At 35.5% G+C, this 23828-nt stretch carries 25 protein-coding genes; 9 read left to right on the plus strand and 16 right to left on the minus strand.

Features of this window, described 5'->3' with window-relative positions:
• The first annotated feature begins 182 nt into the window (after positions 1–182).
• Complete coding sequence (mnmA, locus tag ODR02_RS06030) at positions 183–1370, plus strand: tRNA 2-thiouridine(34) synthase MnmA (protein WP_309511839.1); 1188 nt, start codon at positions 183–185, stop codon at positions 1368–1370.
• Positions 1371–1496: 126 nt separating this feature from the next.
• A complete protein-coding gene (locus tag ODR02_RS06035) occupies positions 1497–1706 on the plus strand; it encodes a hypothetical protein (RefSeq protein WP_209786497.1) in 210 nt (69 codons plus the stop codon).
• Positions 1707–1770: 64 nt separating this feature from the next.
• Here the strand turns inward: ODR02_RS06035 and ODR02_RS06040 are convergent, their stop codons facing one another.
• Together ODR02_RS06040 and ODR02_RS06045 are read right to left on the minus strand one after the other, a co-directional pair.
• Positions 1771–2121, minus strand: a complete 351-nt coding sequence (locus ODR02_RS06040) for a hypothetical protein (RefSeq protein ID WP_209786498.1) — start codon at positions 2119–2121, stop codon at positions 1771–1773.
• 12 nt (positions 2122–2133) lie between these two features.
• Positions 2134–2871: a glycine-rich domain-containing protein gene (locus ODR02_RS06045; RefSeq protein ID WP_309511840.1), complete on the minus strand. Its 738-nt coding sequence runs from the start codon at positions 2869–2871 to the stop codon at positions 2134–2136.
• A gap of 113 nt (positions 2872–2984) precedes the next feature.
• On the opposite strand from ODR02_RS06045, the gene ODR02_RS06050 reads away from it, so the two are divergent.
• The 3 genes from ODR02_RS06050 to ODR02_RS06060 all read left to right on the plus strand — a co-directional run bounded on the left by ODR02_RS06050 (position 2985) and on the right by ODR02_RS06060 (position 5596).
• Complete coding sequence (locus ODR02_RS06050) at positions 2985–3881, plus strand: hypothetical protein (RefSeq protein WP_309511841.1); 897 nt, start codon at positions 2985–2987, stop codon at positions 3879–3881.
• Between the two features lie 120 nt (positions 3882–4001).
• Entirely contained in the window at positions 4002–4199 is a 198-nt protein-coding gene (locus ODR02_RS06055; protein WP_309511842.1) for a hypothetical protein, read from the plus strand.
• 170 nt (positions 4200–4369) lie between these two features.
• Entirely contained in the window at positions 4370–5596 is a 1227-nt protein-coding gene (locus ODR02_RS06060) for a DUF6051 family protein (protein WP_309511843.1), read from the plus strand.
• A 92-nt stretch (positions 5597–5688) separates the two neighbouring features.
• Here ODR02_RS06060 and ODR02_RS06065 read toward each other — a convergent pair whose 3' ends face one another.
• The 10 genes from ODR02_RS06065 to ODR02_RS06110 all read right to left on the minus strand — a co-directional run bounded on the left by ODR02_RS06065 (position 5689) and on the right by ODR02_RS06110 (position 14286).
• Positions 5689–6432, minus strand: a complete 744-nt coding sequence (locus ODR02_RS06065) for a LytR/AlgR family response regulator transcription factor (RefSeq protein ID WP_105682943.1) — start codon at positions 6430–6432, stop codon at positions 5689–5691.
• Between the two features lie 60 nt (positions 6433–6492).
• Positions 6493–6768, minus strand: coding sequence for a 2TM domain-containing protein (locus ODR02_RS06070; protein ID WP_209786503.1), 276 nt, complete (start codon positions 6766–6768; stop codon positions 6493–6495).
• A 29-nt stretch (positions 6769–6797) separates the two neighbouring features.
• Positions 6798–7094, minus strand: a complete 297-nt coding sequence (locus tag ODR02_RS06075; protein WP_105682941.1) for a 2TM domain-containing protein — start codon at positions 7092–7094, stop codon at positions 6798–6800.
• A 125-nt stretch (positions 7095–7219) separates the two neighbouring features.
• The gene (locus tag ODR02_RS06080) at positions 7220–7789 is read right to left on the minus strand and encodes a methyltransferase family protein (RefSeq protein WP_309511844.1); all 570 of its coding nucleotides are present in this window, start codon (positions 7787–7789) and stop codon (positions 7220–7222) included.
• A 47-nt stretch (positions 7790–7836) separates the two neighbouring features.
• Positions 7837–8142: a 2TM domain-containing protein gene (locus ODR02_RS06085; protein WP_309511845.1), complete on the minus strand. Its 306-nt coding sequence runs from the start codon at positions 8140–8142 to the stop codon at positions 7837–7839.
• Between the two features lie 4 nt (positions 8143–8146).
• Positions 8147–9460, minus strand: coding sequence for a 2TM domain-containing protein (locus tag ODR02_RS06090; protein ID WP_209786506.1), 1314 nt, complete (start codon positions 9458–9460; stop codon positions 8147–8149).
• 138 nt (positions 9461–9598) lie between these two features.
• Positions 9599–10258, minus strand: a complete 660-nt coding sequence (locus tag ODR02_RS06095) for a hypothetical protein (RefSeq protein ID WP_309511846.1) — start codon at positions 10256–10258, stop codon at positions 9599–9601.
• Between the two features lie 50 nt (positions 10259–10308).
• A complete protein-coding gene (locus ODR02_RS06100) occupies positions 10309–12555 on the minus strand; it encodes a TonB-dependent receptor (protein ID WP_309511847.1) in 2247 nt (748 codons plus the stop codon).
• A 92-nt stretch (positions 12556–12647) separates the two neighbouring features.
• A complete protein-coding gene (locus tag ODR02_RS06105) occupies positions 12648–13550 on the minus strand; it encodes an AraC family transcriptional regulator (protein ID WP_309511848.1) in 903 nt (300 codons plus the stop codon).
• Positions 13551–13635: 85 nt separating this feature from the next.
• Positions 13636–14286: a 4'-phosphopantetheinyl transferase family protein gene (locus ODR02_RS06110; protein ID WP_309511849.1), complete on the minus strand. Its 651-nt coding sequence runs from the start codon at positions 14284–14286 to the stop codon at positions 13636–13638.
• Positions 14287–14528: 242 nt separating this feature from the next.
• Here ODR02_RS06110 and ODR02_RS06115 point away from each other — a divergent pair, with 242 nt between their 5' ends.
• A complete protein-coding gene (locus ODR02_RS06115) occupies positions 14529–15032 on the plus strand; it encodes a superoxide dismutase family protein (RefSeq protein ID WP_062672846.1) in 504 nt (167 codons plus the stop codon).
• 54 nt (positions 15033–15086) lie between these two features.
• Here the strand turns inward: ODR02_RS06115 and ODR02_RS06120 are convergent, their stop codons facing one another.
• Complete coding sequence (locus tag ODR02_RS06120) at positions 15087–17216, minus strand: carboxy terminal-processing peptidase (protein ID WP_209786511.1); 2130 nt, start codon at positions 17214–17216, stop codon at positions 15087–15089.
• Between the two features lie 341 nt (positions 17217–17557).
• Here ODR02_RS06120 and ODR02_RS06125 point away from each other — a divergent pair, with 341 nt between their 5' ends.
• From ODR02_RS06125 to ODR02_RS06135, 3 genes are all read left to right on the plus strand, one after another.
• Positions 17558–17728 carry a lmo0937 family membrane protein gene (locus ODR02_RS06125; protein ID WP_047426491.1) on the plus strand — a complete coding sequence of 57 codons (171 nt, stop codon included), beginning with the start codon at positions 17558–17560 and terminating at the stop codon, positions 17726–17728.
• 292 nt (positions 17729–18020) lie between these two features.
• Entirely contained in the window at positions 18021–18809 is a 789-nt protein-coding gene (surE, locus tag ODR02_RS06130; RefSeq protein ID WP_209786512.1) for a 5'/3'-nucleotidase SurE, read from the plus strand.
• A 183-nt stretch (positions 18810–18992) separates the two neighbouring features.
• Entirely contained in the window at positions 18993–20033 is a 1041-nt protein-coding gene (locus ODR02_RS06135) for a GMP reductase (RefSeq protein ID WP_209786513.1), read from the plus strand.
• 42 nt (positions 20034–20075) lie between these two features.
• Here the strand turns inward: ODR02_RS06135 and ODR02_RS06140 are convergent, their stop codons facing one another.
• From ODR02_RS06140 to ODR02_RS06150, 3 genes are all read right to left on the minus strand, one after another.
• A complete protein-coding gene (locus tag ODR02_RS06140) occupies positions 20076–21395 on the minus strand; it encodes a DUF6056 family protein (RefSeq protein WP_309511850.1) in 1320 nt (439 codons plus the stop codon).
• A gap of 3 nt (positions 21396–21398) precedes the next feature.
• A complete protein-coding gene (gene fabG / locus ODR02_RS06145; RefSeq protein ID WP_209786515.1) occupies positions 21399–22142 on the minus strand; it encodes a 3-oxoacyl-[acyl-carrier-protein] reductase in 744 nt (247 codons plus the stop codon).
• A 173-nt stretch (positions 22143–22315) separates the two neighbouring features.
• Positions 22316–23827: a WG repeat-containing protein gene (locus tag ODR02_RS06150; RefSeq protein WP_309511851.1), complete on the minus strand. Its 1512-nt coding sequence runs from the start codon at positions 23825–23827 to the stop codon at positions 22316–22318.
• Between the last annotated feature and the right edge of the window lies 1 nt (position 23828).

Here is a 23828-nt window from a genome sequence, read left to right on the forward strand (position 1 = left end):
TTTTATATTTTGATGATTTTTTATCTTCCCTTCACTTGCTATCAGTGCGGTAAGATGATGATCACGATTAATATCGTTTTTATCAATGTTTAAAATTATGGTTTTTTTACGACTTTATTAATCGTATTTTTGCCGCATCAAACTAAGAACTCCCGTTAAGAGTTTCGTAAAATTGAAATACAATGAAAATAGTAGTAGGCCTCTCCGGAGGTGTAGATTCTAGTGTTACAGCTTATTTGCTGCAGCAGCAAGGCCATGAGGTAGTGGCTTTATTCATGAGAAACTGGAACGATGCTTCCGTAACATTAGAAGATGAATGTCCCTGGATTGAGGACAGTAATGATGCCCTTATGGTAGCCCAAAAGCTTGGAATTCCTTTCCAGGTGATAGATATGAGTGAACTTTACAAGGAGCGCATTGTTGACTATATGTTTGCCGAATACGAAAAAGGCAGAACTCCCAACCCTGATGTATTGTGTAACAGAGAAGTAAAATTCGATGTGTTTATGAAAACGGCAATGTCTTTGGGCGCAGATAAGGTTGCAACAGGACATTATGCCAGGGTAAATTCCACTTTTGATGAGAATGGTAAAGAAATTTTCCATCTTCTGGCTGGAAAAGATAATAATAAAGACCAGTCTTATTTCCTGTGTCAGCTAAGCCAGGACCAGCTTTCAAAAGCGTTATTTCCTATCGGAGAACTTACAAAGCCTCAGGTAAGAGAAATTGCAAAAGAAATCGGGCTGGTAACAGCAGATAAAAAAGATTCTCAGGGATTATGTTTTATCGGAAAAGTAAGTCTTCCGCAATTTTTACAACAGCAATTAAAACCCAACGAAGGTGAAATTGTAGAAATTTTCAAAGATTCACCTCTTTTTTCTGAAGAAAAACCTGAATTCTCATCTAAAGAAGAAGAACTTGAGTTTTTATCAAGAAAAATCAATTATAAAAAATCTGACGGAAAAGTAATCGGGAAACATCAGGGAGCCCAGTTTTTCACCATCGGACAAAGCCGTGGCCTTGGAATAGGCGGACACAAAGAAAGCTGTTTTATTATCTCCAGAGAGATGGAAAACAATATCATTTTCGTGGGAGAAGGAAGTCACTTCCCTGGTCTCCACAAAAAAGCACTGAAAATAGATAATTCTGAGCTGCACTGGGTTCGTGAAGATATGAAGCTTCAGAATGGAGAATCTATGGAAGTAATGGCCAGATTCCGATACAGACAGGCTTTGCAGAAAGCAACGCTGTATCAGTTTGAAAATGCATTGTATATTGAGTTTGATGAACTTCAGTCTGCAATTGCGGAAGGACAGTTTGCTTCATGGTATATGGATGAGGAACTTATCGGAAGTGGTGTGATTGCATAAGGGATCCGAGGTTCGTGTTTCGGGATTATAGAATTATCGATTTGAGGGTTCTGGAATTTTTTTAAAATTTTTCTGTAACGTTTTCTAAGTTGTCTTACTTACTGAGTAAATAACAATAAAATTACTATGAAAACAACGACAAGAAACCAGTATGCTTACGTAAACAATATCCTGATCGCTATTGTATCTGCCGTTTTTGGCTATAATTTCTATCAGGCAATTGTACATCCGGAAAACTCGAATATTGCGATCAGTCTTATTTTAGTAGTCCTGACTTCCGTTATGGTTCGAAAATATGGCTATCAGCCCGTAAAAGAAAAAAAGAAAGATATTTAATATCAACCACACATTATAAAGCCCGGAACATTTTTGTTTCGGGTTTCTTTTTTATACAGATGTATCACTTCATCTTTTTATTGACATGATTCAACATAAAAATCAATGTAACAATAATTTCTGCTATTAAAATCATAACTAAAAATCCAATGGGCTTTTCCAACATCACGCCTCTTATCAGTTTGATGATTCCCAATAGGAAAATCAGTCCCGCAAAATAAAGAGTCGTTCTTGAAATCATTTCATTCAAAGAACTTAAACAGAAAACCGAAGCATAGAACCCAATAATCAGAGTTAAATAGAAATTCAGAAAGTCTGGTCCTTTAAGAATAACCGGATTAAATGTGTGATGTACTCCTACAAGCCATACAACACTTATTACAACCGGAACTGTATGAATAATGATCTTTTTCATAATGATTAGTTTTTATCCTCCGCAGCCACCACATCCTCCACAACCCCCGCAGCCGCCTCCACAACCGCCACCTCCGCTGCAGCCAGAGCTGCCACAACTTCCTCCCTCATTGTTTGGTTTATCTTTTCTGTTAGGATCAGAAACTTCATTATTTCCTATGACAGATACGATTGTTCCCAGAATGAAAATAATCCCAAATACGACTCCTGTAACAAGGAATCCGGTAAATCCTTCTCCTTCCGTACATGAGAATAAAAGCAGTACAATAAAGATCGGAGCAAAAAAAGCCATCTTTTTTATCCAGGACTGCAGTCTTGATTTTTCTTTCAGTTCTTTCCAGATTTCTTCAGGAGCTTCCTGTTTAAATACTTCCCGGTAGTTTACCAATGTATCCTGAAACCAGTTCTGATGTTTTTCTTTCTCCCTGTTTCCTCCTTTGGAAGGATGATGATGAAGTGGTCTTTTTAGAATATGGGGACAAAACTCCTCCCAATAATTCTGGGTATAAATCAGATGCATATGCCATACTTTATCTACTATTTTGCTGGGAGAAGCCCCATGGGGAATAATACAACAGAGATAAATAAACTTTTTATATTCTTCAATCGCCTTATGGGCAAAATTAAGGCTCCAGTGTTCTTCTTTTGCCAGTTTTTTTGAGAAGGGAAAATCAACACCGGGAGCATCCAGAGAAAAATCCTGTATCCGTTTCCAAAGGATTTCGTCTTTTAATACCATTTTTGTTTCCATTGTTTTGTTTTTTATTTTCTATTCAAATATCAATGGATTTTAAAATATAAAAGTCTCTTAAAAGTCTTTTTTTGTTTGATAAAAATCTTAAATTAGTCTTATAAATAGATACCATGAAAAAGGAAGATATTCATCATCTTGAGAAACTTATGAATTTCTTAAGCCGGCAGTTTTTAAAGAAAAACCATTGGGAAGATGTTACCAAAACGGAATGGTCTTATATAAGCGCAGAGCTTAACGAACTGATTATTAATGATTATTCAGAGAAAAGCATTCAAAAAAAGCCTGATCTTCTGGGCAACAATTATCTCTATGAGCATCTGATTATCAATAAATTGAAGAAATTCAGACAGAATGAAAATGCAGTTCTGAGCAGACCTAATCTTGCTAAGCTCAGTCTTATTGTCAGGGTTCTTGGGTATTCGAACTATATAGATTTTATTAATTCCAATACAGAATCCTTCAATTTTAATGATCTGAAGATTGATATGAATAATGTGAATCTGAATACCGCTCTTTTAGACCGTTTGGTAGGCTGTTGGTATTCTTATAACAGAAATCTTCCTGACAATCCTTTAATGGCAAAAGAAGACCGTATATGGCGTTCTGCGATGGAAATTTATAAGTCTGAAACCGCCGGAGAATATTTTATTGAAAGAAGCGGCGGGGATCATCATAAATATTTCGGTAAGGTAACTGCTTATTCGGATTATGTATTTATCATCATGAATAGCAATACCTTTATCCGTCAAAGGCATTTCATTTCAAGAATAAAGGATATTAAAGAAAAGCTTAAAAATCCGGACTATAAACTCCACGAAATCCACTTCATAAGCACCTGTATCAGTTTCAATCAGGAGCCGATTGCTTTGTTTGAAATCTTCAGAAAAGCCGACAGAAAAAACTTTATTTCGGACTCCGTCAGTTTCCCTATTGATAGTGATGAGATTCCTGAATCTATTATTAAACAACTTGAAGACACAGAATCTAACAGGATTGATTACAGATAGTTACCCATCAAAAATTACTTGGGTTAATAGTTCGAAAGAAAAAGATTATTTTCTGAAAAAGCGTTGTAACGTTTTAAAAGTTGTCATACTTACTGGATAAATAACAACAAAAATATCCCTATGAAAACAACAATTAAAAACCCATCTGCTTCTGCCAATAATGCTCTTATCTTCTTCGTATCAATGCTTGCAGGATATAATCTCTATCAGGAAATTTTTCATCCGGAAAAAGCAGATCTTGTATTATGTATCCTTATGATAGCCCTCACCGCTGTTACCGTACAGCAATATGAAAATAAACCCATGGAAAAAGAATAAGAGTAAACATGCTTATCAATCTATATATTATAATCACGGAGCTGGCTTGCTTCGGGTTTTATTTTATTTCTCTTATGCCCAGAATACATTTAACCACTAAAAATCAACTGATTACCGCAATAATTCTCTAACTTGATAGTTCTAATTATGAACCCCTCAATCGTCTCGCTATGGAATATTATGAATTGTATGAAGTTTTGAAGAGTCATTTTGATTCCGGAAAAGACATGATTGAACTCAAGGAACTGAATATAACGATGGAATCAATTCCTTTTGAATCTAAAGTTTCTGATCTGCTTTATGGCTCAGAAAACCAGCATTGCAGCAAACATCAACAAAAACTTAGTATTAATGAAAAGAACTATTTCTTGTACGGCAATCCTGCTGTAGACATCAGGGATTTTGAGATTGAATGTAATAAAAAGTTTAAGTATCATATTCTGAAAAGGGCCGACACTGAAACAGCCGCCGGATGCATTTTTTTCTTCCATGGCCTGAACGAAAAGAAATGGGATAAATATCTGCCATGGGCTTATGAGCTTGCCCAAAGAACACAGAAAGCCATTATTCTGTTCCCGATTGCTTTTCATATGGACCGCGCAGAAGCGATCTGGAGTGACCGCCACCACATGATGGAAGTCGCTAATTTCAGGAAGAAAAAGTATCCGGAAAACATGAATTACTCTTATGTAAATGCAGCCATAAGTTCCCGGCTGGAAGCTCATCCTCAAAGAATTTTCTGGTCGGGACTTCAGACATATTCTGATATTACGGAGGTGGTAAAAGACATTAAAAGCGGTAAAATCAATAGCATTTCCCGAGAAGCAGATCTGGATTTATTCGGGTATTCTATAGGATCTTTTCTTTCGATGATGATCAAGATGGCAGATCCACATCGCTATTTTACCCAATCTAAAGTTTTCTGTTTCTGTGGAGGAATGACCATCGACAGAATGTTTCCGATATCCAAATACATTATGGACACTCAGGCAACGGTTAAAATGCAGTCGGTTTTTACAGAACTCCTGAGTTCGGATTTTAAGTCAGATTCCCGTCTGAAACACTATCAGACTGAAGCTTTACATCCACAGGAAAGCTGGTTCAAAAAAATGCTCCGTTACAATTATTTTCAAAAGGAAAGAGAGGAAAGAATTCAGGAAATTCAATCTCAGATCAAAGCATATGTATTGGAGAAAGATAGTGTTGCCCCACCCATAGAAGCTTTAAATACGCTGCAGGGAGGTTACAGGAATATTAATGTTGATATTGAAATCCATGATTTTCCATTTGAATATTCCCATATGGTTCCTTTTCCACTTACCCATAAGCATAAAAAAGAGGTTACAGAAGCCTTTCATCAGTTTGTAAAATCTGCCAGCGATTTTTATAGCAATTAGCTATTCCCTTAATTTTCAAGGATAAAAGATAGAAAGGAATAGTTTAAAGAATAATAATATAAGCTCCATGGTGCTTGTTTTTAAGTTAATCTTTAACTGACCAACCAGTCTTTAAAATCTTTCACACGGTCTCTGCTTACTGTAATTTCCTCTTCAGGCTGAAACTCCAGATCCACTTTATAGTAAGGCGAAGTATGAATGTTTTTGATATAATCTGAACTGATAATAAACTGTCGGTTCACACGGAAAAACTTCTTCTCATCCAGAACATCTTCCAGCTCATCAAGCGTAAAATCTGAGGGATAAGTACGATCCTCGGTCTGAAGGTAAACGATTTTATTTTCACTGAAAAAGCAGCTTATTTCGTGAGTTTGTATAATTTTTAGATTATATCCAATTTTAACCAAAACTCTTGATAGTGTAGATTTTTCTTTTCTGATCAGCTGCTTGATATCCTGAGAGCCATTGGTATCGTTAGCAGGAATGAACGACTTAAACTTTTCCACTGCACCTTCCAGATCTTCATCAAGAATAGGTTTTAAAAGATAATCAATACTGTTCAGCTTGAAGGCTTTCAGTGTGTACTGGTCAAAGGCTGTCGTATAAATAATGAAACCTTTGGTGGGTGCTTTTTCGAAGATATCAAAGGACAATCCGTCCCCTAAAACAATATCTGAAAAAATCAGCTGCGGATGCTCGTTTTCAGAAAACCAGGCCACTCCCTCTTCCACTGATTCTATTTTAGCAACTACTTCAATTTCAGGAAAAATACTCAGCATTCTCTCTAATTTCCTTGAAGCAGGTTTTTCATCTTCTATAATGACAGTTTTGATCATTGAGTTTTAATTTTGGTTTTCAGGTTTTGGAAAATAAAGTTAGATAAAAGCGGACAGATTTTAATAGTTTATTGGCTTTTTCTCTTTTTTAAGCTCTTTTTCAATCATATCTTTTTCCCATTCGGAATCAAAAAGAAACAGTTTTACCGCTTTTACAAGGATAATAAACCCCCAGATTGCAAGAATGGTATATCTGTCAAACAAATGAAATCTAATCATCTTTTCGCCAAAAATATCATCAGGAATGATAAGAACGGCAAATAGGGCAAATATAAAAATGCTTTTATAGAATTTTCTGATATTGTGGGTTCTGGTTTGGGCAGCTTCGTAATCCATGATGATATAAGTTTTTTAGTTATTATTGTTTATAGTGTTTTTATTTTCTGCTTTTGATCCTTCTCCATCAGTTCTTTTATTTTTCGTTCTTCCCAGCTTTTCCCAATTCCAAATACACTGATGGCATGAAATGCAATTCCTACTCCCCATCCCAGTGCAGGCCATAGAAACCATAAATATCCGGGCGCCGTTACAAGATTCAGGATTGCTAAAAAAGGAATAACAATACCATAAGAAGTAAGGTTTCCATAAAATTCTTTTAAGTCTTTTACTCTTCTTGATGCTTTTCTGTAAGCAATTGTTTCTTTGTCAGGTAAAATTTCCATAATGTTTGGTTTTAAAAGGTTGATTTTGTTTTTTCTTGATTCAAAGGTAGGTCAGGAAAAGGTCTCCCATCAATTTTATATTACCGAATGGTAGAATATGTTCTCCGAATGGTAAAATCCTGTAATTAATAGATAAACGGGATGAGTTTCTTAGTACTTTTTCGGTATTCAATGTATTCATCCCCGAACTGCTCCACGAGAGTCTGTTCTTCAATTTTTATCCTGTAAGCAAAGGCTAAAAAAGGAGGAACAAAAGCAAAGATCAATGAAAGCCAGTTATTTAAATACAGGCCAAGTCCAAGCGAGGTCAACAGAGAAAAAGCATAGGAAGGGTGTCTCAGATATTTATAAAACCCTTCTTTTTTAATTTTATGATCCTGTCTGATGGTAACATCTACCGTAAAATATTTCCCCAGAGATCTGATGATCACATATCTGACAATAATCCCGATAAGAATAAAAAATTCACCAAGATATAGAATCCAATTACCGTCAGCCATTGGAACATGAGTGTTATAGGACATGAATATTGAACTTGCAATAGAAAATGGAATGGCCAGCCATAAGATATTCAGGGTGGATTTATCCTTGTTCTTTTGATCTTCTTTACCGGATTTCAGCATATTCTTGTAAAGGAATTCGGTGAGAAACCAAGCGGCCATTGAAATATAAAACAGCGTTGACAAAGCATTCATTTTCAATAAATTTAAATTTAAAAGTATTTTAAAAAAAGACAATTTCTTTAGTGATCTTTCTGTTTATCCATCAGTTCCTTAATCTTCTTATCTTCCCATTTCCTGATAAAATTAACACGAGGAAGAAAAACGGTAACAGCATGTGCTGCAAGTCCTATTCCCCAGAAAGTAGCGGTAAAAAAGTTTTTAAACTGAAAATAGCTTTCACCGGGTTTCAGATTCGTATAATTGTAGACTACAATCATTGCATTCACTGCGATATAAGCGAATAAATGCCCATAAAATCCCCGTAACCTTTCTACCTGTCTTCTGGCACGTTGGTATTCAATATCGTTTTCATCGAATGTTCCCATTTTTCTATTTTTTTTGTTTGTTCATAATTTCACGAATCTTCTTTTCCTGCCATGATTCTCCTACTCCAAACACCTGGAATGCATGAGAAGCAACTCCTATTCCCCATCCCAGTACAGGAAACCAGAACCAATGATTTTTGCTGCTTGTAAAAAGATTAATAAAGATTAAAAACGAGCATACGGTACAGTAAGAAATCAAATTCATATAAAAACTTTTAATCTCTTTCACTCTTTTTTGTGCCCGTTTGTAAGCGGCAGAATCATCTTCGGGTTTTGATGTGGAAACTTGTGGCTTAGCAATCAGCATTGGAAGTTTTACTTTAAAATGATCTTCAGATTTTTCTATGAAAACATTTCTCTCCGTAAGTAAGGAATAACGCTGTACAATATTGGCAAGACCAATTCCTGAACTCTCTTTGATCTGTTCTCTTATCTGCAGATTATTTTCAATACAAAGGGTCTTTCCGTCTGAAAAAATTCTGATGGTCAAAGGTTTTGATGATGTAGCAAAATTGTGCTTGATACAGTTTTCCAACAGTAACTGCAGCGCCAATGGAACTACATATTTCTGATAATCTTCTTTGGGAACATCAAACGTGAAATCTACACTGTCTTCAAACCTTGTTTTTAAAAGTTCACAATAGGTTTTGGCAAATTCTATTTCATCCTCTACTGTTACCAGCTCTTTATCTTTCTGTTCAAGTACATACCGGTAAATCTTTGACATTGAAGCGGTAAACTTCTGAGCCTGTCTTGGGTTTTCGTCAATAAGGGAGCTTAAAACATTCAAGGAATTAAAAAGAAAATGGGGATCCAGCTGGTTCTTTAAACTTTCAAACTGCGCATTGGCGGATTTGGCGATAAGCTTCTGTTCCACCACTTCTTTTCTGGAAGTCTTTTTCAGCTCTTCCATAAAACTTCTGGCATGAAGGAAAGCTGAAATCAACAACGCAATATTGATGGTAAACCAATTAAGGAAATTATATTTTCCCAGAAAAAACTCTTCTGTAGTAGCTGCTTTTTGAATAAGTACAAAATTGACATAATTGCAAAAATAGACCAGCACAAAATTGGCAACAATAATTGAAATAATACTGATAACCGCTCTTTTGGTTGTAGCCTCCGACCATGGGATTTTTTTATTCAGAAAACTGTTCAGCATTCCGTTTCCTCCTCCCAATACAAAAGAATAAATAAAAGAGATAAGCAGGGTATATAAAAAGTTTTCAAGATTCTTTTCTTCTGTAAAGACAAAAAAGAAAAACATGGAGACTGCAAGTGATACCCAGAATAGTACGATAAAGTTTTTCCGTTTCATGATCTGTTTTCTTGACTCAAAATTAGTTTTTATTAAAGGTATCAAAAATTAATTGTTACCGAAGGGCTGATTTTCATTTCTGAATGGTATAAAAAAACCTTCACGAATGAAGGTTAATGGATATAAATACAGTGAAAATTATTTTGCTTTTTCAACAGGTAAGCTTAAGAAATAATCTGCTTCTGCTTTTCCCCAGCTGGGATCTAAAGCCGTCTTGGGTTTATATGCTTTAAATTTTGCCTGAGCATCTTTAAACATTTCCAATCCTTTGGCTTTGCTTCCTCCGTACTGTTCCGGCGTAAAATACACATCTTCTGCCTTGATAAGAGCAATTCTCGGGTTTGAAGGATCTAATTTCTCTGCAATGCTCATTTCCTCAGCAGCTCTCGCTCCATCGGTCATATAACGTTGTGCAGGATTCACCATCATTCTCAGGGAATAAGACATTTTTCTCAGCAGGTGTATTTCCGCATTATCAGTTCCGGCAAGATTCTGAGCCATGGAAAGGTGTTTTTCGGCCTGATCTGCGATACCATCCAATTCCTGCATTTTGCCGTCTCTCATCTGTGTTCTTCCTTTTTGGATATAAGAAAATGCGGCATAGTATGCCGGAAGCCATTTTGTGCTCTCTTTGCTTCCTATTCTCTGGAAATCATTGGCCAGGGTCTGGAAATCTTCCGAGGTTTTACAGGTCTCTATTCTTGCAATTTTTTCAGATATTATTTTGTCATAATCTGCCTGTGCAAAAGCTGTTAAGCTCACAAAAGCTAAAGCAAAACTTAAAAGGTATTTTTTCATGATATCAAATTTTAAAAGTGAGTTATGTTTGTGTGTTCTAAGATATGTTTTTATAAATTATTATTGATGGCATCATCTGTTTTGTCTACTCCAAAACTTATAAATGCTCCAATGAATACAAAAGTGTTGACTGGCGGAACGATGGCTGAGCTTCTGGATCCATTAGCAGAGAAATTGTAACCATATACATTTTTGGATCCTAAAATATTACTGATACTCAATACAAATACCGGAAACGCTTTTGCATCTTTTTTACCGATATTGGGAAGATAATTAATACTGAAATTCAAAGTATTGTAATCTTTTAATCTTCCTTCTGTTCGGGTATAGTTAACGGTCTGTCCTTTTTCAAATTTGGAAGCGATATCGTAGTAAGGACGTCCTTTTGCATACGTATAAGATAAATTCACTCCCAGTTTCCATTCCGGAATAAATCTTTTAGCCACTGCCGAAAGGGTATGTTCGGCAGCAAAACTTGGCTGCAGGCTTACCGGATAATTAAGAAAATCTCTTTTTGAATCCAGGTATGAGTAACTGATCCAGTAATCAATATTTTCAAATGTTTTTTTATTATCTCTCCAGAAGAATTCCACTCCTTTTGCATATCCATATCCACTGTTGTTTAAAGCAGACTGGGTTTGCTGATTTTGCTCCTTATCCGGGTTAACATTAAATGTTTTGATCAACTGATCGTATTTTTTGTAAAACGCTTCAAAACGTAGAGTTCTGCCCTCTGACGCTCTCTGAACCTGAAAAATATAATGTTGAGATTGCTGAAAGTCAAGATTTGCAGGACCATTGATGTACTTGCTTTCCGGGTTTTGGTAGAAAAGTCCGTACGCTAATGAGGTTGTCCAATCTTTTGCAAGGCGGTATGCGATCGCAAAACGAGGAGCAATATTGTTCTTTCCTAAAAATGAGGAATGCTCTGCTCTTACTCCTATCTTCGCTGACAATGCATTACTGAAACCAAGATCCGTTTCCACGAAGGCCGCAGAAATTAAATCTGTATAATGTTTCTGTATGGTCTCAAAATTCAGATTTTCATCGGTATTATTCAATTCAAATCCTCCTCTCACGGCACTTATTTTGTTGATTTTTCTTTCCAGAACAGCTTTGAAATTCAGATAATTTCCATCAGTCAGAAGCTGGCTTCTGTTCGCTTCAACATCATTCGTTTCTGTAGAAAAATGAAGGTCAGATTTATTGTATGAATAAGAACCACCCACATTCAGAAGATACTTTCCAAATTTCTGTTTAAATGACAGATTATGAAAAGTATTTTTTCCGTTCAGTTTTACCAGACTGAAAGCGGATCCGGGTTCAAGACTTTCTGATCTTACACCCATTTTATTGGAATTAAACATTCCATAGTATTTAAAGAAACCTCCTGACTTTGTTTTAAATCTGAAATTCACATCTCCGTTAAGTCCTTGTGGTGCTTCAAAAAAATCGGTATTAAAATTGAATACCTTTTGCATCAGGCTTAAAAGAGAATACCCTGCTGTAGCGCCATAGGAATAGTTTTTATTATCTCCCAGCTTTTGAAATCCGGCACTCAAGAAAATAGGTGAAACACCTAAACTGTAAGAACTCTCATCCGGAAGATCAACACTTTCCAGCATCAATGCTCCTGAAAGAGCCTGCCCATATAGCGCAGAATATCCACCACTTGAAAATATATTTCCTTTAAAAAGTGAAGTATTGAACTGATCTCTACCCGCAATCCCCGGAACAGAGTTCGAAAAATAATTGTTGATAAGACTACCATCCATAAAAATTTTAGATTCCGTTCCTGTGCCTCCGCGGATAAACAGACCTTCCGTTCCCCCTACTTTCTGCACTCCAGGAAGATAGGTCAATGCTGAAGAAATCTGTCCGTCTGCTCCTGCCGTTGTATAAATATCAATTGGGGTAAGCAGCGCTGTTGCTCTTTTCTTATCGCTGGCTTCAATAGATCCGGCAGAAACAACTACTGCATCAATCTCACTGATCTGTTCTTTAAGATCAATATTCAACGAAACATCTTGGTTTTCAATAGAAATATCTCTCTCTACATTTTCATATTTCGGATGGGCAAACGTTATTTTGTGAGGTCCTTTTTCCGAAGTTTCAAAGGTAAAATTACCCTGAGCATCTGTGGTAGCACCGTCATAAGTATCTTTTAAAGTCACGTTTACTTCACTTACTCCTTTATTTTTGAAGGATACTTTTCCTGATATTTTCACCTGGGAATATCCCATAATGGAGGTGAGAAGGAGAATCAGAAACAGGATGTTTTGTCCTTGTGTTTTCATTTTTATTGTTTTCTGGATCAAAAATAGGATAAGAAATGCCCTTCTGTAAAAAAATTATTACTGAAAGGCATTCTTTTGCTTCCGAATGGTAATTAATGAACAGGAATACAAAAATCCACGATCATCTTTCCTTCCGGATGTTCTTTAAAATTGGTGTGATAGATCTCATAGGGAAAGGTTCTTCGTGTAGAATAATTGTTCTCATTCATCCACAAAAACATAGAAACCCAGCATTGTTCAAAGTCATCCAAAGTAACTTCACCACTTCCCACAATGTATTTTCCGCCATGTATCGTTTCGGGAAATACTTCTCCCTCCTGTTTTAAAAGTCTTTCATCCAAAAGCATACAGGCATGGATTCTTACTTTATCGAGAGGTGTTATTTTGCAGCTGTCATGATACACAGAAATCATTTTCACATTCTCCCGAGGAAAAAGGCTTTTCTTTTTTGCCCAGTCTATTAAAAGGTTGAAAGAAGGTTCTACATTGGCAATTCCAAGGCTCATCACGGATGCCAGATTCATTTCCGGCATTTCTTTTACTTCGATTTTTAAATTCATTTTAGTCCAGTTTAACAGGTTTTCAATGTTGCAAATGTATTGGCTGAAAACTGTATCCACTTGTCCGTTCTTGCTTTGTATTTGTAAAATCTTGTGAAACTTCTCCGGAGCTGATCTGCGAAATTCTGTGGGAGCCAGACCGTAATATTTTTTAAATGTCTTACAAAAAACTGAATGGTTAGAGAAACCCAGATCCCAATAGATATCTTTGATTTCCCTATTTTTATGAACCGCCAGATGAAGGGCACTTTTTTCTATTTTCTTTCTGGTAATATAGTTCTGAAGGGTTTCCCCTGTAACCAGCTTAAATATTCTGTGAAAATGAAAAGGTGAATAGGCACTTACCTCTGAAACTTTTTCCAGAGACAGATCTTCATCAATATGGCTGTCAATATATTGAATTGTTTTTACAATCCGTATTTTATATTCTTCCACTTCAAAGTTGTTAGTTCACAAAGATATTTTTCCATAGCGGAATTAAGTTGTCTTTTATTGCTATTATCAGAGCCCTGTTTCATTTTTATAGTAAAATATCTTCTTCAATGTATTTAATAAGCGGCATCACCTCTTTAATTTTCTGATCTGAAGAGGCAATACAGCTATGATACTCTTTATGAATGAAAATCTCTTTGGTAAAGAACTTTTCACCCAAAATATGGCATTCATTATTGACTATTTCAAAAGAATCCAGCGGAAGCATCATTCCGGCTCCATGGGCCTTTATTACGGCTTCTTTTCGTGTCCAATACGTGAAAAATTGTTTCATCTGATCCTCAGAATCTTGGATTTCCTGAAGCTCTTTGTCGGTCATTTGAAATATAAAATCCTGATAGTTAATTTTCTGATCATTACATTCAATATCTATTCCCAAGGTATATTCTGCAATAGCACAGGCAACAAGATCTTTGGAATGGGATATATTAAAATGAAGATCATTTCCTTTTAAATAAGGTTTTTTATTAGTGAGAACATCTGTTTCAGTATCAGAAATGTTATAATAAGTCTTTAATCCATATTGTAAAAGGACTTTTCCCAGTAAGGAAAGCTGAGCATCCTGCCACCTCCTGTATCTCAGGATATTCTGTTTATTTTCCTGAGAAAAAACAGGCAGATACCTGTCAAGAAGAGACCGGTGATTTGTTTCATTAATGAATGTATACAGAATAATCATGCTCTAATTTTTGTTACTGCAGATCCTGGATTAATAAGTTACTTTCTAAAGACTAAAAATAAGCTTTTTTTCGCCTCTTTTTAAAGAAGTTATCCTTCAGACAACCTTTCAGAATTTAAGGTTAAAACAAGCCGGATTGCAGTACCGTTCAAACTAAGTTTTTCAAAAAAGAGTGAGATCATAAAGCCTTTTGGAAAATCTTTTTTAAATTTATCGTAAAATCACTATAAATCATTTAACAAATGAAAGTACAAACATTAGCATTATTGGCGGGATTTGCCGTTTTTGCCGTTTCGTGCGGAACAACAAAAACATACTCGGTAAATGCCAAAAGCGGAACACAGACAGGAGGAACAGCGAAGTTTACTCAAAATGGAAATGAAGTAACAATGAAGCTGGATATTACCAACCTTACTCCTGGAATCCATGCAGTACACATTCATGAAAAAGGAGACTGTTCTGCAGCAGACGGAACTTCTACAGGCGGTCACTGGAATCCTTCCAAGAATGATCATGGTAAATGGGGAGCTGAACATTTCCATATGGGAGATATAGGAAACCTGGTTGCTGATCAGAACGGAACTGCAACATTGACTTTCAAGACAGACAAATGGTGTCTGGGCTGTACAGATGAATCTAAAAACATCATCGGAAAAGGTCTTATTGTACACGCAGCAGCGGATGATTTCCATACTCAGCCTACCGGAAATGCCGGAGGAAGAGTGGGATGTGTAGAAATTAAGTAATCTACTGTATTCAATAAAAAAACCGCTAATTTTTCATTAACGGTTTTTTTATGTTTAGGATTTAGCTCCCATATCTGATACAATATTCATTGCTTCCTGCAGGTAAAGATCTTTTTTCAGATTCTTGATCCACATTTCAGATTTTTTCTTGAAAGCTTCATCTTTTTTCTCTCTTTCAATTTCACTTGGATACATCATGAACTGAAGTCCGTTTTCAAATTTTGTCAGAGCCTTGAACTTTTCAATCTGAGACTTTCTGTTCTTCATCAGCTCGTTGAACTTGGTGATATTCAAAGTGATATTTTCTTCTTTATCCAGTTTTTCTCTCCATTGAGCAGATTCTAATAACAACTGATAATTGCTGTTTTTAGCCATTCTGTCTGCACTTGCTTTTTCCAGCGCCTGGATATTGAAATAGTTCAGTTTCTCGAATTTCGTAGGTGGAATTTTATCCCATGCCAGCGCATAATCATCATATCGCTCTCCTACTTCAGCATAGGTAAAGAAGTCTTTCATCTGAATATCAGAAACGATTCCTTTTCTCTGTGTAGATTCTCCCGTAATTCTGTAGAATTTCTGAATTGTCAGTTTTAAAGATCCAAAATCATCTTCGGTATTCAGGAATCTGTTCAGGTCAACAAAAGTCTGAACGGTACCTTTTCCGAAAGACTGCGGAGATCCTATGATCATTGCTCTTCCGTAATCCTGCATTACTCCTGCAAGGATTTCTGAAGCTGAAGCAGAAAGTTCATTTTGCATGATTACAAGCGGACCTGTCCAGATCGGAGTTTCATTTTTGTTCTTAAGCGTCTGTATTTTCCCGTTTCCATCCTTCACCTGTACATAAGGACCAGCTTCCATGAAAAGCCCCATAATATCCCCTACTTCAGTTAAAGAACCTCCACCATTATTTCTAAGGTCAAGAATGATTCCCTGAATGTTCTGTTCTTTAAGCTTAATGATTTCATTTTTGATGTCATCAGAAGCGTTTCTTCCTTTGGCATTTTCAAAATCAGCATTAAAGCTTGGAAGGTTGATAAAACCATATTTTTTCCCATTGGGAGTATTCACTACGATACTTCTTGCGAAAGTATCTTCAATAGCTACTTCCTCACGGATCATGGTTACATCTTTAATCGTTCCGTCTTTCTTCTGAACCGTTAATGTTACAGGTGTTCCTTTCTCTCCTCTGATCAGTCTTACGGCTTCATCAGAAAGCATTCCTACAACATTTACAGCATCTTCTTTCGGTTTAGATTTTACTTTCAGGATTTTATCACCCTCAGAAAGCTGTTTAGATTTCCATGCCGGTGCTCCAATGGTAAGAGCTCCTAAATACAGGTTTCCTTTTTTCTCCTGAATCAGGGCTCCGATACCAATTACTTTTCCGGTAAACTGAGTATCAAAATCTTCTTTATCCTTTGGAGAATAATAGTTGGTGTGCGGATCGAATACCTCTGTATAAGCATTCATATACACCGTAAACCAATCCATTTTCTTTCTCTTTTTGAATCTTGTAAAGGTGTCTTTTACAAGGTCTTTTACTTCATCAGTCGCTTTTTTGATTTTTTCATCCTGAGTAAGAACTTTAAACTTGATGGTATCTTTCAGCTTGTACTTTTGAACAGAGTCTTTCTTTTCTTTCTGAGCTTCTTCTTTACTGTTCATCGACTCAACTTCCTGAAGGATGTTGTATTTGATGAATTTTTTCCACTCATTATACTGTTCTTGCTTATTAGCAGGTACTTTTTTTAGTTTTGGCTCAAGGGTAAGCGTTTCATCTTCCTGAAGATTAATAGGCTTACTGAAGATATCCTGTGTGATTTTATCAATCTCATCCACTCTTTGGTAGAGTCTGTCAATCGTAAGTTTGTAGAATGTCAGATCACCTTGCCCGATATAGTCATCAAGCTTTGTTTCATGCTTGCTGAATTCATCCATATCAGATTGCAGAAAATATCTTTTTGCTGGATCTACCAATTCGAAATAATGCTTATAAACGTCCTTCGAATAGGCATCATTGATAGACTTTGGACTATAATGCAGATAAGAAAGTGTGTTTTTTACGCTCACCATTATCGTCTGCATCTTTTCATCGTCATTCTTTGGCGAGTTGAAACAAAACATTAGACTGGTTAATGGAATAAGGAGTAAAAATTTATTCAGTTTGAAATTTTTCCACATAAACTGTCTTTATTTATTAATTTTTTTAAAATAAGTATAATAATTAGTAGCAGTAAGTTTGGTACTGTTACAAATGATCAAATTTAATACCTTATTTACAAATATCGACAGTTTTGATCATTTTTATTTAAAGAGATTTGCAAATAATCAAGACAGTATGAGTTGTTTCCTATTATCAGACAGTTTCACTATACAATCATACTGTTCATTCTTTTTCAGACATATCTGAATTTTCATTTTTTAATCAAAAAACAGAAAATACATACCACAAAAATTAAATTTCAGCCATAAAGGCATAAAATATGTAGAGAATTAACCATACAAATTCAAAATATTAAGTCATGAAAAGTTTATTATGGTTAGTAGCAGTCATCTGCATCGTTGTTTGGCTATTGGGAATGTTAGGAATAGTTCCCGGAATGAGCACAGGATATTTAATTCACGTTTTACTGGTCATTGCCATTATTGTTATTCTTTATAATATTATTTCCGGCAGAAAACCTCTCGACTAGTTTATTATTTTGTAAAACCATTTAAATTAAAACTGAAATGAAATTCATATTAAATTTACTTCATTTCAGTTTTATTTTCTGCACTTTGTACTTTTCCTTATTTATGCTTAATTCTCTATTCTATAAGCCATAGTATGAGAATCTTATTTCTCTTTTCACAACAGCCAATCCCAATCTGGTATTTTATTGCGTCTGATTTTTACCTACATTTGATGTGTTGAAAATCGGTCTGTTCAATTCTGAAAATGAACAGATTCACTCTATTTGAATAAAAAAAAATTAAAGATAATTTATGGAAAGACCACTTATTCTGGTTACTAATGATGATGGAATTACAGCTCCTGGTATCAGAAATCTTGTAAATTTTATGAATGAAATCGGAGAAGTAGTTGTTGTAGCCCCCAACTCTCCTCAAAGTGGAAAAGGCCACGCTATTACCATTAATTCTACCCTTAGCTACGAAGAAGTTACGCTGGAAGGCCCGCAGACAGATTTTTCCTGCAGCGGAACTCCGGTAGACTGTGTAAAAATGGCACTTGATAAAATTCTAACGAGAAGACCTGACATTGTAGTTTCCGGAATCAATCACGGAGCAAATTCTTCTATCAATGTAATTTATTCGGGGACGATGTCTGCTGCTGTAGAAGCAGGTGTAGAAGGAATTCCTGCGATTGGATTTTCATTACTGGATTTCAGCTGGGAAGCTGATTTTAGCCAAGCTAAAGAATTTATTCAGAATATCGTAAGAAGAACCCTGGAAAATCCAATGCCTAAAGGAATTGTACTGAATGTGAATATTCCTAAACTTCCGAAAGAAGAAATAAAAGGGATAAAAGTATGTAAACAGGCAAATGCCAAATGGGAAGAAAGTTTTGATGAGAGAATCAATCCACACGGGAAAAAATATTACTGGCTAACAGGATATTTCAACAATATGGATGATTCTGAAGATGCTGATGAAACGGCATTGGCCAACGGATATATTTCTATTGTTCCGGTAAAGTTCGATCTTACAGCCTATGAATACATGAAAACATTAGAAGAAGTGATGACTTTTGAAGGGATAAAAGAGGCAAAATAATTCTGAAATATCAGAGTCTTCTATTTAATCTACGCTAATGCAAAGCTTTTAAATAATTAAAATACGGTTTGAAAACAAGTTTTTCAAACCGTATTTTTTGTTTCATAAACCGGAAAATCCATCATCATAGAAACTCTCTGTTCAAGATTATTTACTACCTTTATTCTGACAAATAATTACAAAATGCGTATAGAATATGACATAAAACTGGGTTTCAAGGATGTAATGTTCCGCCCTAAACGTTCTACTTTAAAATCCCGTTCAGAAGTTGATTTACAAAGAGAATTTACCTTTAAACATACGAAGAAAAAATGGACAGGAGTTCCTGTAATTGCAGCCAATATGGATACGGTAGGAACTTTTGAAATGGCTGTTGAACTGGCAAAGGAAAAAATTATTACAGCGGTTCACAAGCATTATACTCCTGATGAATGGAGTCTGTTTCTGGAAAGCCAGCCTGAAAGTATTCATCAGTATATTGCTTTAAGTACAGGAACAGGAAAAGCAGATGAAGAAAAAATAAGACATATCCTCGAAAAGCATCCAAAAATTGAGTTTCTCTGCATAGATGTAGCCAATGGCTATTCTGAGCATTTCGTTGGATTTGTGAAGAAGGCAAGGGCTAATTTCCCGGATAAAATTATTATCGCAGGAAATGTGGTTACCGGAGAAATGGTGGAAGAACTTCTTTTAGTGGGTGCAGACATCATAAAAGTAGGTATTGGTCCCGGATCAGTGTGTACAACCAGAGTAAAAACAGGAGTGGGATATCCTCAGCTTTCTGCTATTATTGAATGTTCTGATGCTGCTCATGGTTTGGGAGGTCATATCATTGCAGATGGAGGATGTAAAGTTCCTGGTGATGTAGCAAAGGCTTTCGGTGGCGGGGCAGATTTCGTAATGCTGGGCGGAATGTTTGCCGGACACGACGAAAGCGGCGGAGAGATGATTGAAGAAAACGGTAAAAAATACCGTCTTTTCTATGGGATGAGTTCTAAAACGGCAATGGACAAGCATTCCGGAGGTGTAGCAGAATACCGCGCTTCTGAAGGGAAAACTGTAAAAGTGGCTTATAAAGGTCCGGTTTCAGAAACTGTAAAGGATATTTTAGGAGGAGTAAGATCCACCTGTACATATGTAGGTGCTTCAAAGCTTAAAGAGCTTTCCAAGAGAACTACTTTTATCAGAGTTCAGGAACAGGAAAACCAGGTTTTTAAGGACTAGAAATAAGATAAAAGGCTTTAGATAATATTCTAAGGCCTTTATTTATTCTTTTGTTCGGATATATTTTTTATTGAAATATTTTTGAAGCTGGTCATTTACATAGGTTTCCTGCTCTTTTACAGAAGCCATTTCATCGATATATAAAATTCTCGGAACTTCTTTGATCTTATCTACCACCACAGAATCCTGTGAAGAATTTTTAATCATATCAACTCTTTCATTCATCTCTCTTTCGTACTCCCTAAGATCTGTGGTAAAAAGCTCCATCATTATATTTTCACCATTAAAATCAATGTTAAAATAAGCATATTTCTCTGGAAAAATTTTAAGCTCAGGAAGAAACACAATACAGAGAGAAATCCACCAGACCTTTTTAATTTTTTCAAATCTAAAGAAGATAATCAGTGAAAAAGTAATTAAAAAATAGAAAAGAATACTTTCAAACTGTCTTGCAATAGAAGTAAGAATATAGCTTGTAAATAATAAAGGAAGCAATGAAACCGACCAGAATAGAAATGCTTTTTGAAATGTTATCTGAGTAGAGATTTTTTTAAGTTCTTCTTCAAAAACCTTGATAAATAATGGAAGTACCATAATCACTTTCAATCCTACATACAGGGTATCAGCACCAAAAAGAGCAATTCTTTTCAGCCATATTACCATTCCTTTTTCCTCCTCTCCCATTCTGTTGAAATTTCCCGGGGCAAGAAAACATACAAGTAAAAATAAAGTTCCTAGCAGCACCAAAAACAAATTTTCTCTATTGCGTTTCTGATAATAGGAGACTAGCAAAAGTCCTTCAAGAATTAATGCCAGAATTTCATTGGAACCCATCAGAATGATGATAAGAAAAGCTGAAGGGTAAAGCCATATTTTCCTTCCCGTATCTTCTCTTTTTTTAAGAAAATAGAGTAAAATCCCTGATAAGATAACAGGAACGAAATATACATTGGATCCCGTAATCCAGAAATAGTGCTCCGGAAGACTTACCAGAAGTATTGTATAAAAGAAAAACAAAAGGAATCCTTTCTTAACAGACTCTTTCAAAGAATAGCCGAAATATTCTTTAAAGTTTAATGCTGAAACTCCAATAAAGGACAGCATTAAAAAAACAGGATATATTTTCGGAAGAATATTATTAGGGTCGAAAAAGACAGGATTAAACATATTGATAGAATACCCGAAATATCTTCCGCCCCATTGTGTATAGGTATTTATAAAGCTTTTTAGCAGCCCTACTTTTCTGGTAGTATAGGACCAGAAATAATCATCGGTCTGATATACATTAAAAAAACTAATGTATGCCAGACCGACGCCTATTAAAACCGACAAGAATACTACTATATTCTGTGCTTTTTTCATTTTCTAAGTTAACATTCCACCGTCAACATTTAATGTCTGTCCGGTAATGTATGCTGACATTTCGCTGCCTAAGAATACACATGCATTTGCGATATCTGCAGGTTGTCCTCCTCTCTTCATCGGAATTTCCTCTCTCCATCCCTGAACTGTTTTTTCATCCAGAACAGCAGTCATTTCCGTTTCAATAAATCCGGGAGCAATAGCGTTACATCTGATATTTCTTGATCCTAATTCCAGTGCCACAGATTTTGTAAACCCGATTACCCCAGCTTTAGAAGCTGCATAGTTGGCTTGTCCGGCATTTCCTTTTACCCCTACTACAGAAGTCATATTGATGATAGATCCTGATCTGGCCTTCATCATCGGCTTGATTACCGCTTTTGTAAGGTTGAAAACTGAATCTAAGTTTACTTTGATTACTTTATCCCAATCATCTTTGGACATTCTCAATAACAGGTTATCTTTTGTAATCCCTGCATTGTTTACCAAAATATCAATCTGCCCAAACTCTGCCATTACTTCTTCCACCAGTTGCTGAGCAGCATCATAATCTGATGCGTCAGACTGATATCCCTTAATTTGGGTTACAGAACTTAAAGCTGCTTCTAATTCTTTTGCTTTGTCTACAGAGCCTGCGTAGGTAAATGCTACTTTTGCCCCTTGCTGAGCAAACATTTCAGCGATACCTTTACCGATTCCTCTTGTAGCTCCGGTAATTAGTGCTACTTTTCCTTCTAATATTTTCATATCTATTGACAATTATTTTCTTTTATAACTCGTTCAGCTTGTGACAGCTGCCTCTTCATGTTTCTACAATTCCTTTCTAGAATTAAACGGTTTGCAAAGATATTATAAAATGTTATTCAACCCATTTAAATTGTTAAAATACTGGATTTTTTTGATGATTATTTGGATTTTCTTTAAAGCTGAACGGAATTATTTTTAAATCTGGTGAAATAAATAAAGTCCGTTTTTTTACTTTTATCCAATCTCAATACCTCTTTCTGCCAGAAATATTTATCGTAAATAATTTCTTTCAGAGGCTCATTCTGAAAGTTTGAAACCCCGAATTTTCCTTCTTTTTTAACCACAATTTCATTTTCAGCGTTTCCAAATGTTATAATATCTTCGTAAACAAAAGGGACAATTTCTGTTCCTTTTCCATCTAGAATACCATAAAAATTCCCTGTATTTCTGCAAACCAAAGGTTTTGAATACTGATTAAGAGGATTAAAATATTCAAAATCCTCATTTTTTATCTGGCTGATATTTTTCAATTCCGTCAAAGATTGCCCTGTCACAGAAAATTTGTAATACTTTTCTTCCTTTCCAATGATAAGATTATCAGGATAAAAACCAAAAATCTGAACGCCATCTCCTACAATATTCTTAAGATCTTTATCGAGAAATTTCTCTTCATTTCCTTTTTTAAGGTAGATAAATTCTTTTCCGGAAATGGTAAAACTTCTGATAAAATCATATTCCTGAGGAAGAATAATATTTCCTTCCAGATCTATAATGCCGGATTTCCTGATCTTATCATTATAAACACTGAAATAATTGCTCAATAAAGGATTTAAATACTTAAAAGTCTGTGCATACAGTTTTTGGTCTTTCTTATTGAAAACAGTGGTTTTACCATTTTTTGTAAGATAGATATATTCCTTTTTCCCAAAATATTCCGGGGTGATATCATTATATATTTCTTCGGCAATTGTATTTCCATCAGTATCAATCAAACCATATTTTCCTGTAGCTTTATTTTGACTAATCAGATAAGGATAAGCATTGATATTGACGATCTGTTTAGAAAATTTATGCAGAGTCTGTCCATTAGTTCCAATGATTTCGTTTTCATTCTCTTCATTAATGATCAGTGCTCTGCCCTCTTCAAAACTATAATCTTCTTTAAATTCACGGGTGCTGAGCTGTTTTCCTTTAAAGTCATACAGCAGCCATTTTTTATCTTTTGAAACCAAAAGTCTGTTCTTCCCTGAAAAACGGATCTTTTCAGAATAAGGAATGATTTCCTTTCCATTAAAATCATAGACGGCTTCTCCATTTTTTTTTGATGAAATGATACAATCTTCACTCCACCAAGGTGTATTAAACTCCTGATCATTCAAAGGGATAAGTTCATTCCCTTTTTCATCAATAATAGCCGATTTTCTGCTGTTCCCTTCATCAGAATACAGAATAAACCGGTTTTTAAAAACATGTAAAATACCTCCTTTGTAAGGAGACTCAAATGTAATCGTTCCCAAAGAGTCTACAATTCCCTGTTTCTTATAACCGGTATCATAGAATGTTCCATATCCTTCCGAATAGGAACTGACCTCTTTTTCCGTCTTTTTAGACAGGATCACTTTCATATACTGATTAGTCTGTGCTGTACAGACTACAGAACATAATACAAAAACTAGTTTTTTCAAG

Source organism: Chryseobacterium sp. CFS2, from assembly GCF_036543225.1.
GTDB lineage: Bacteria > Bacteroidota > Bacteroidia > Flavobacteriales > Weeksellaceae > Chryseobacterium > Chryseobacterium culicis_A.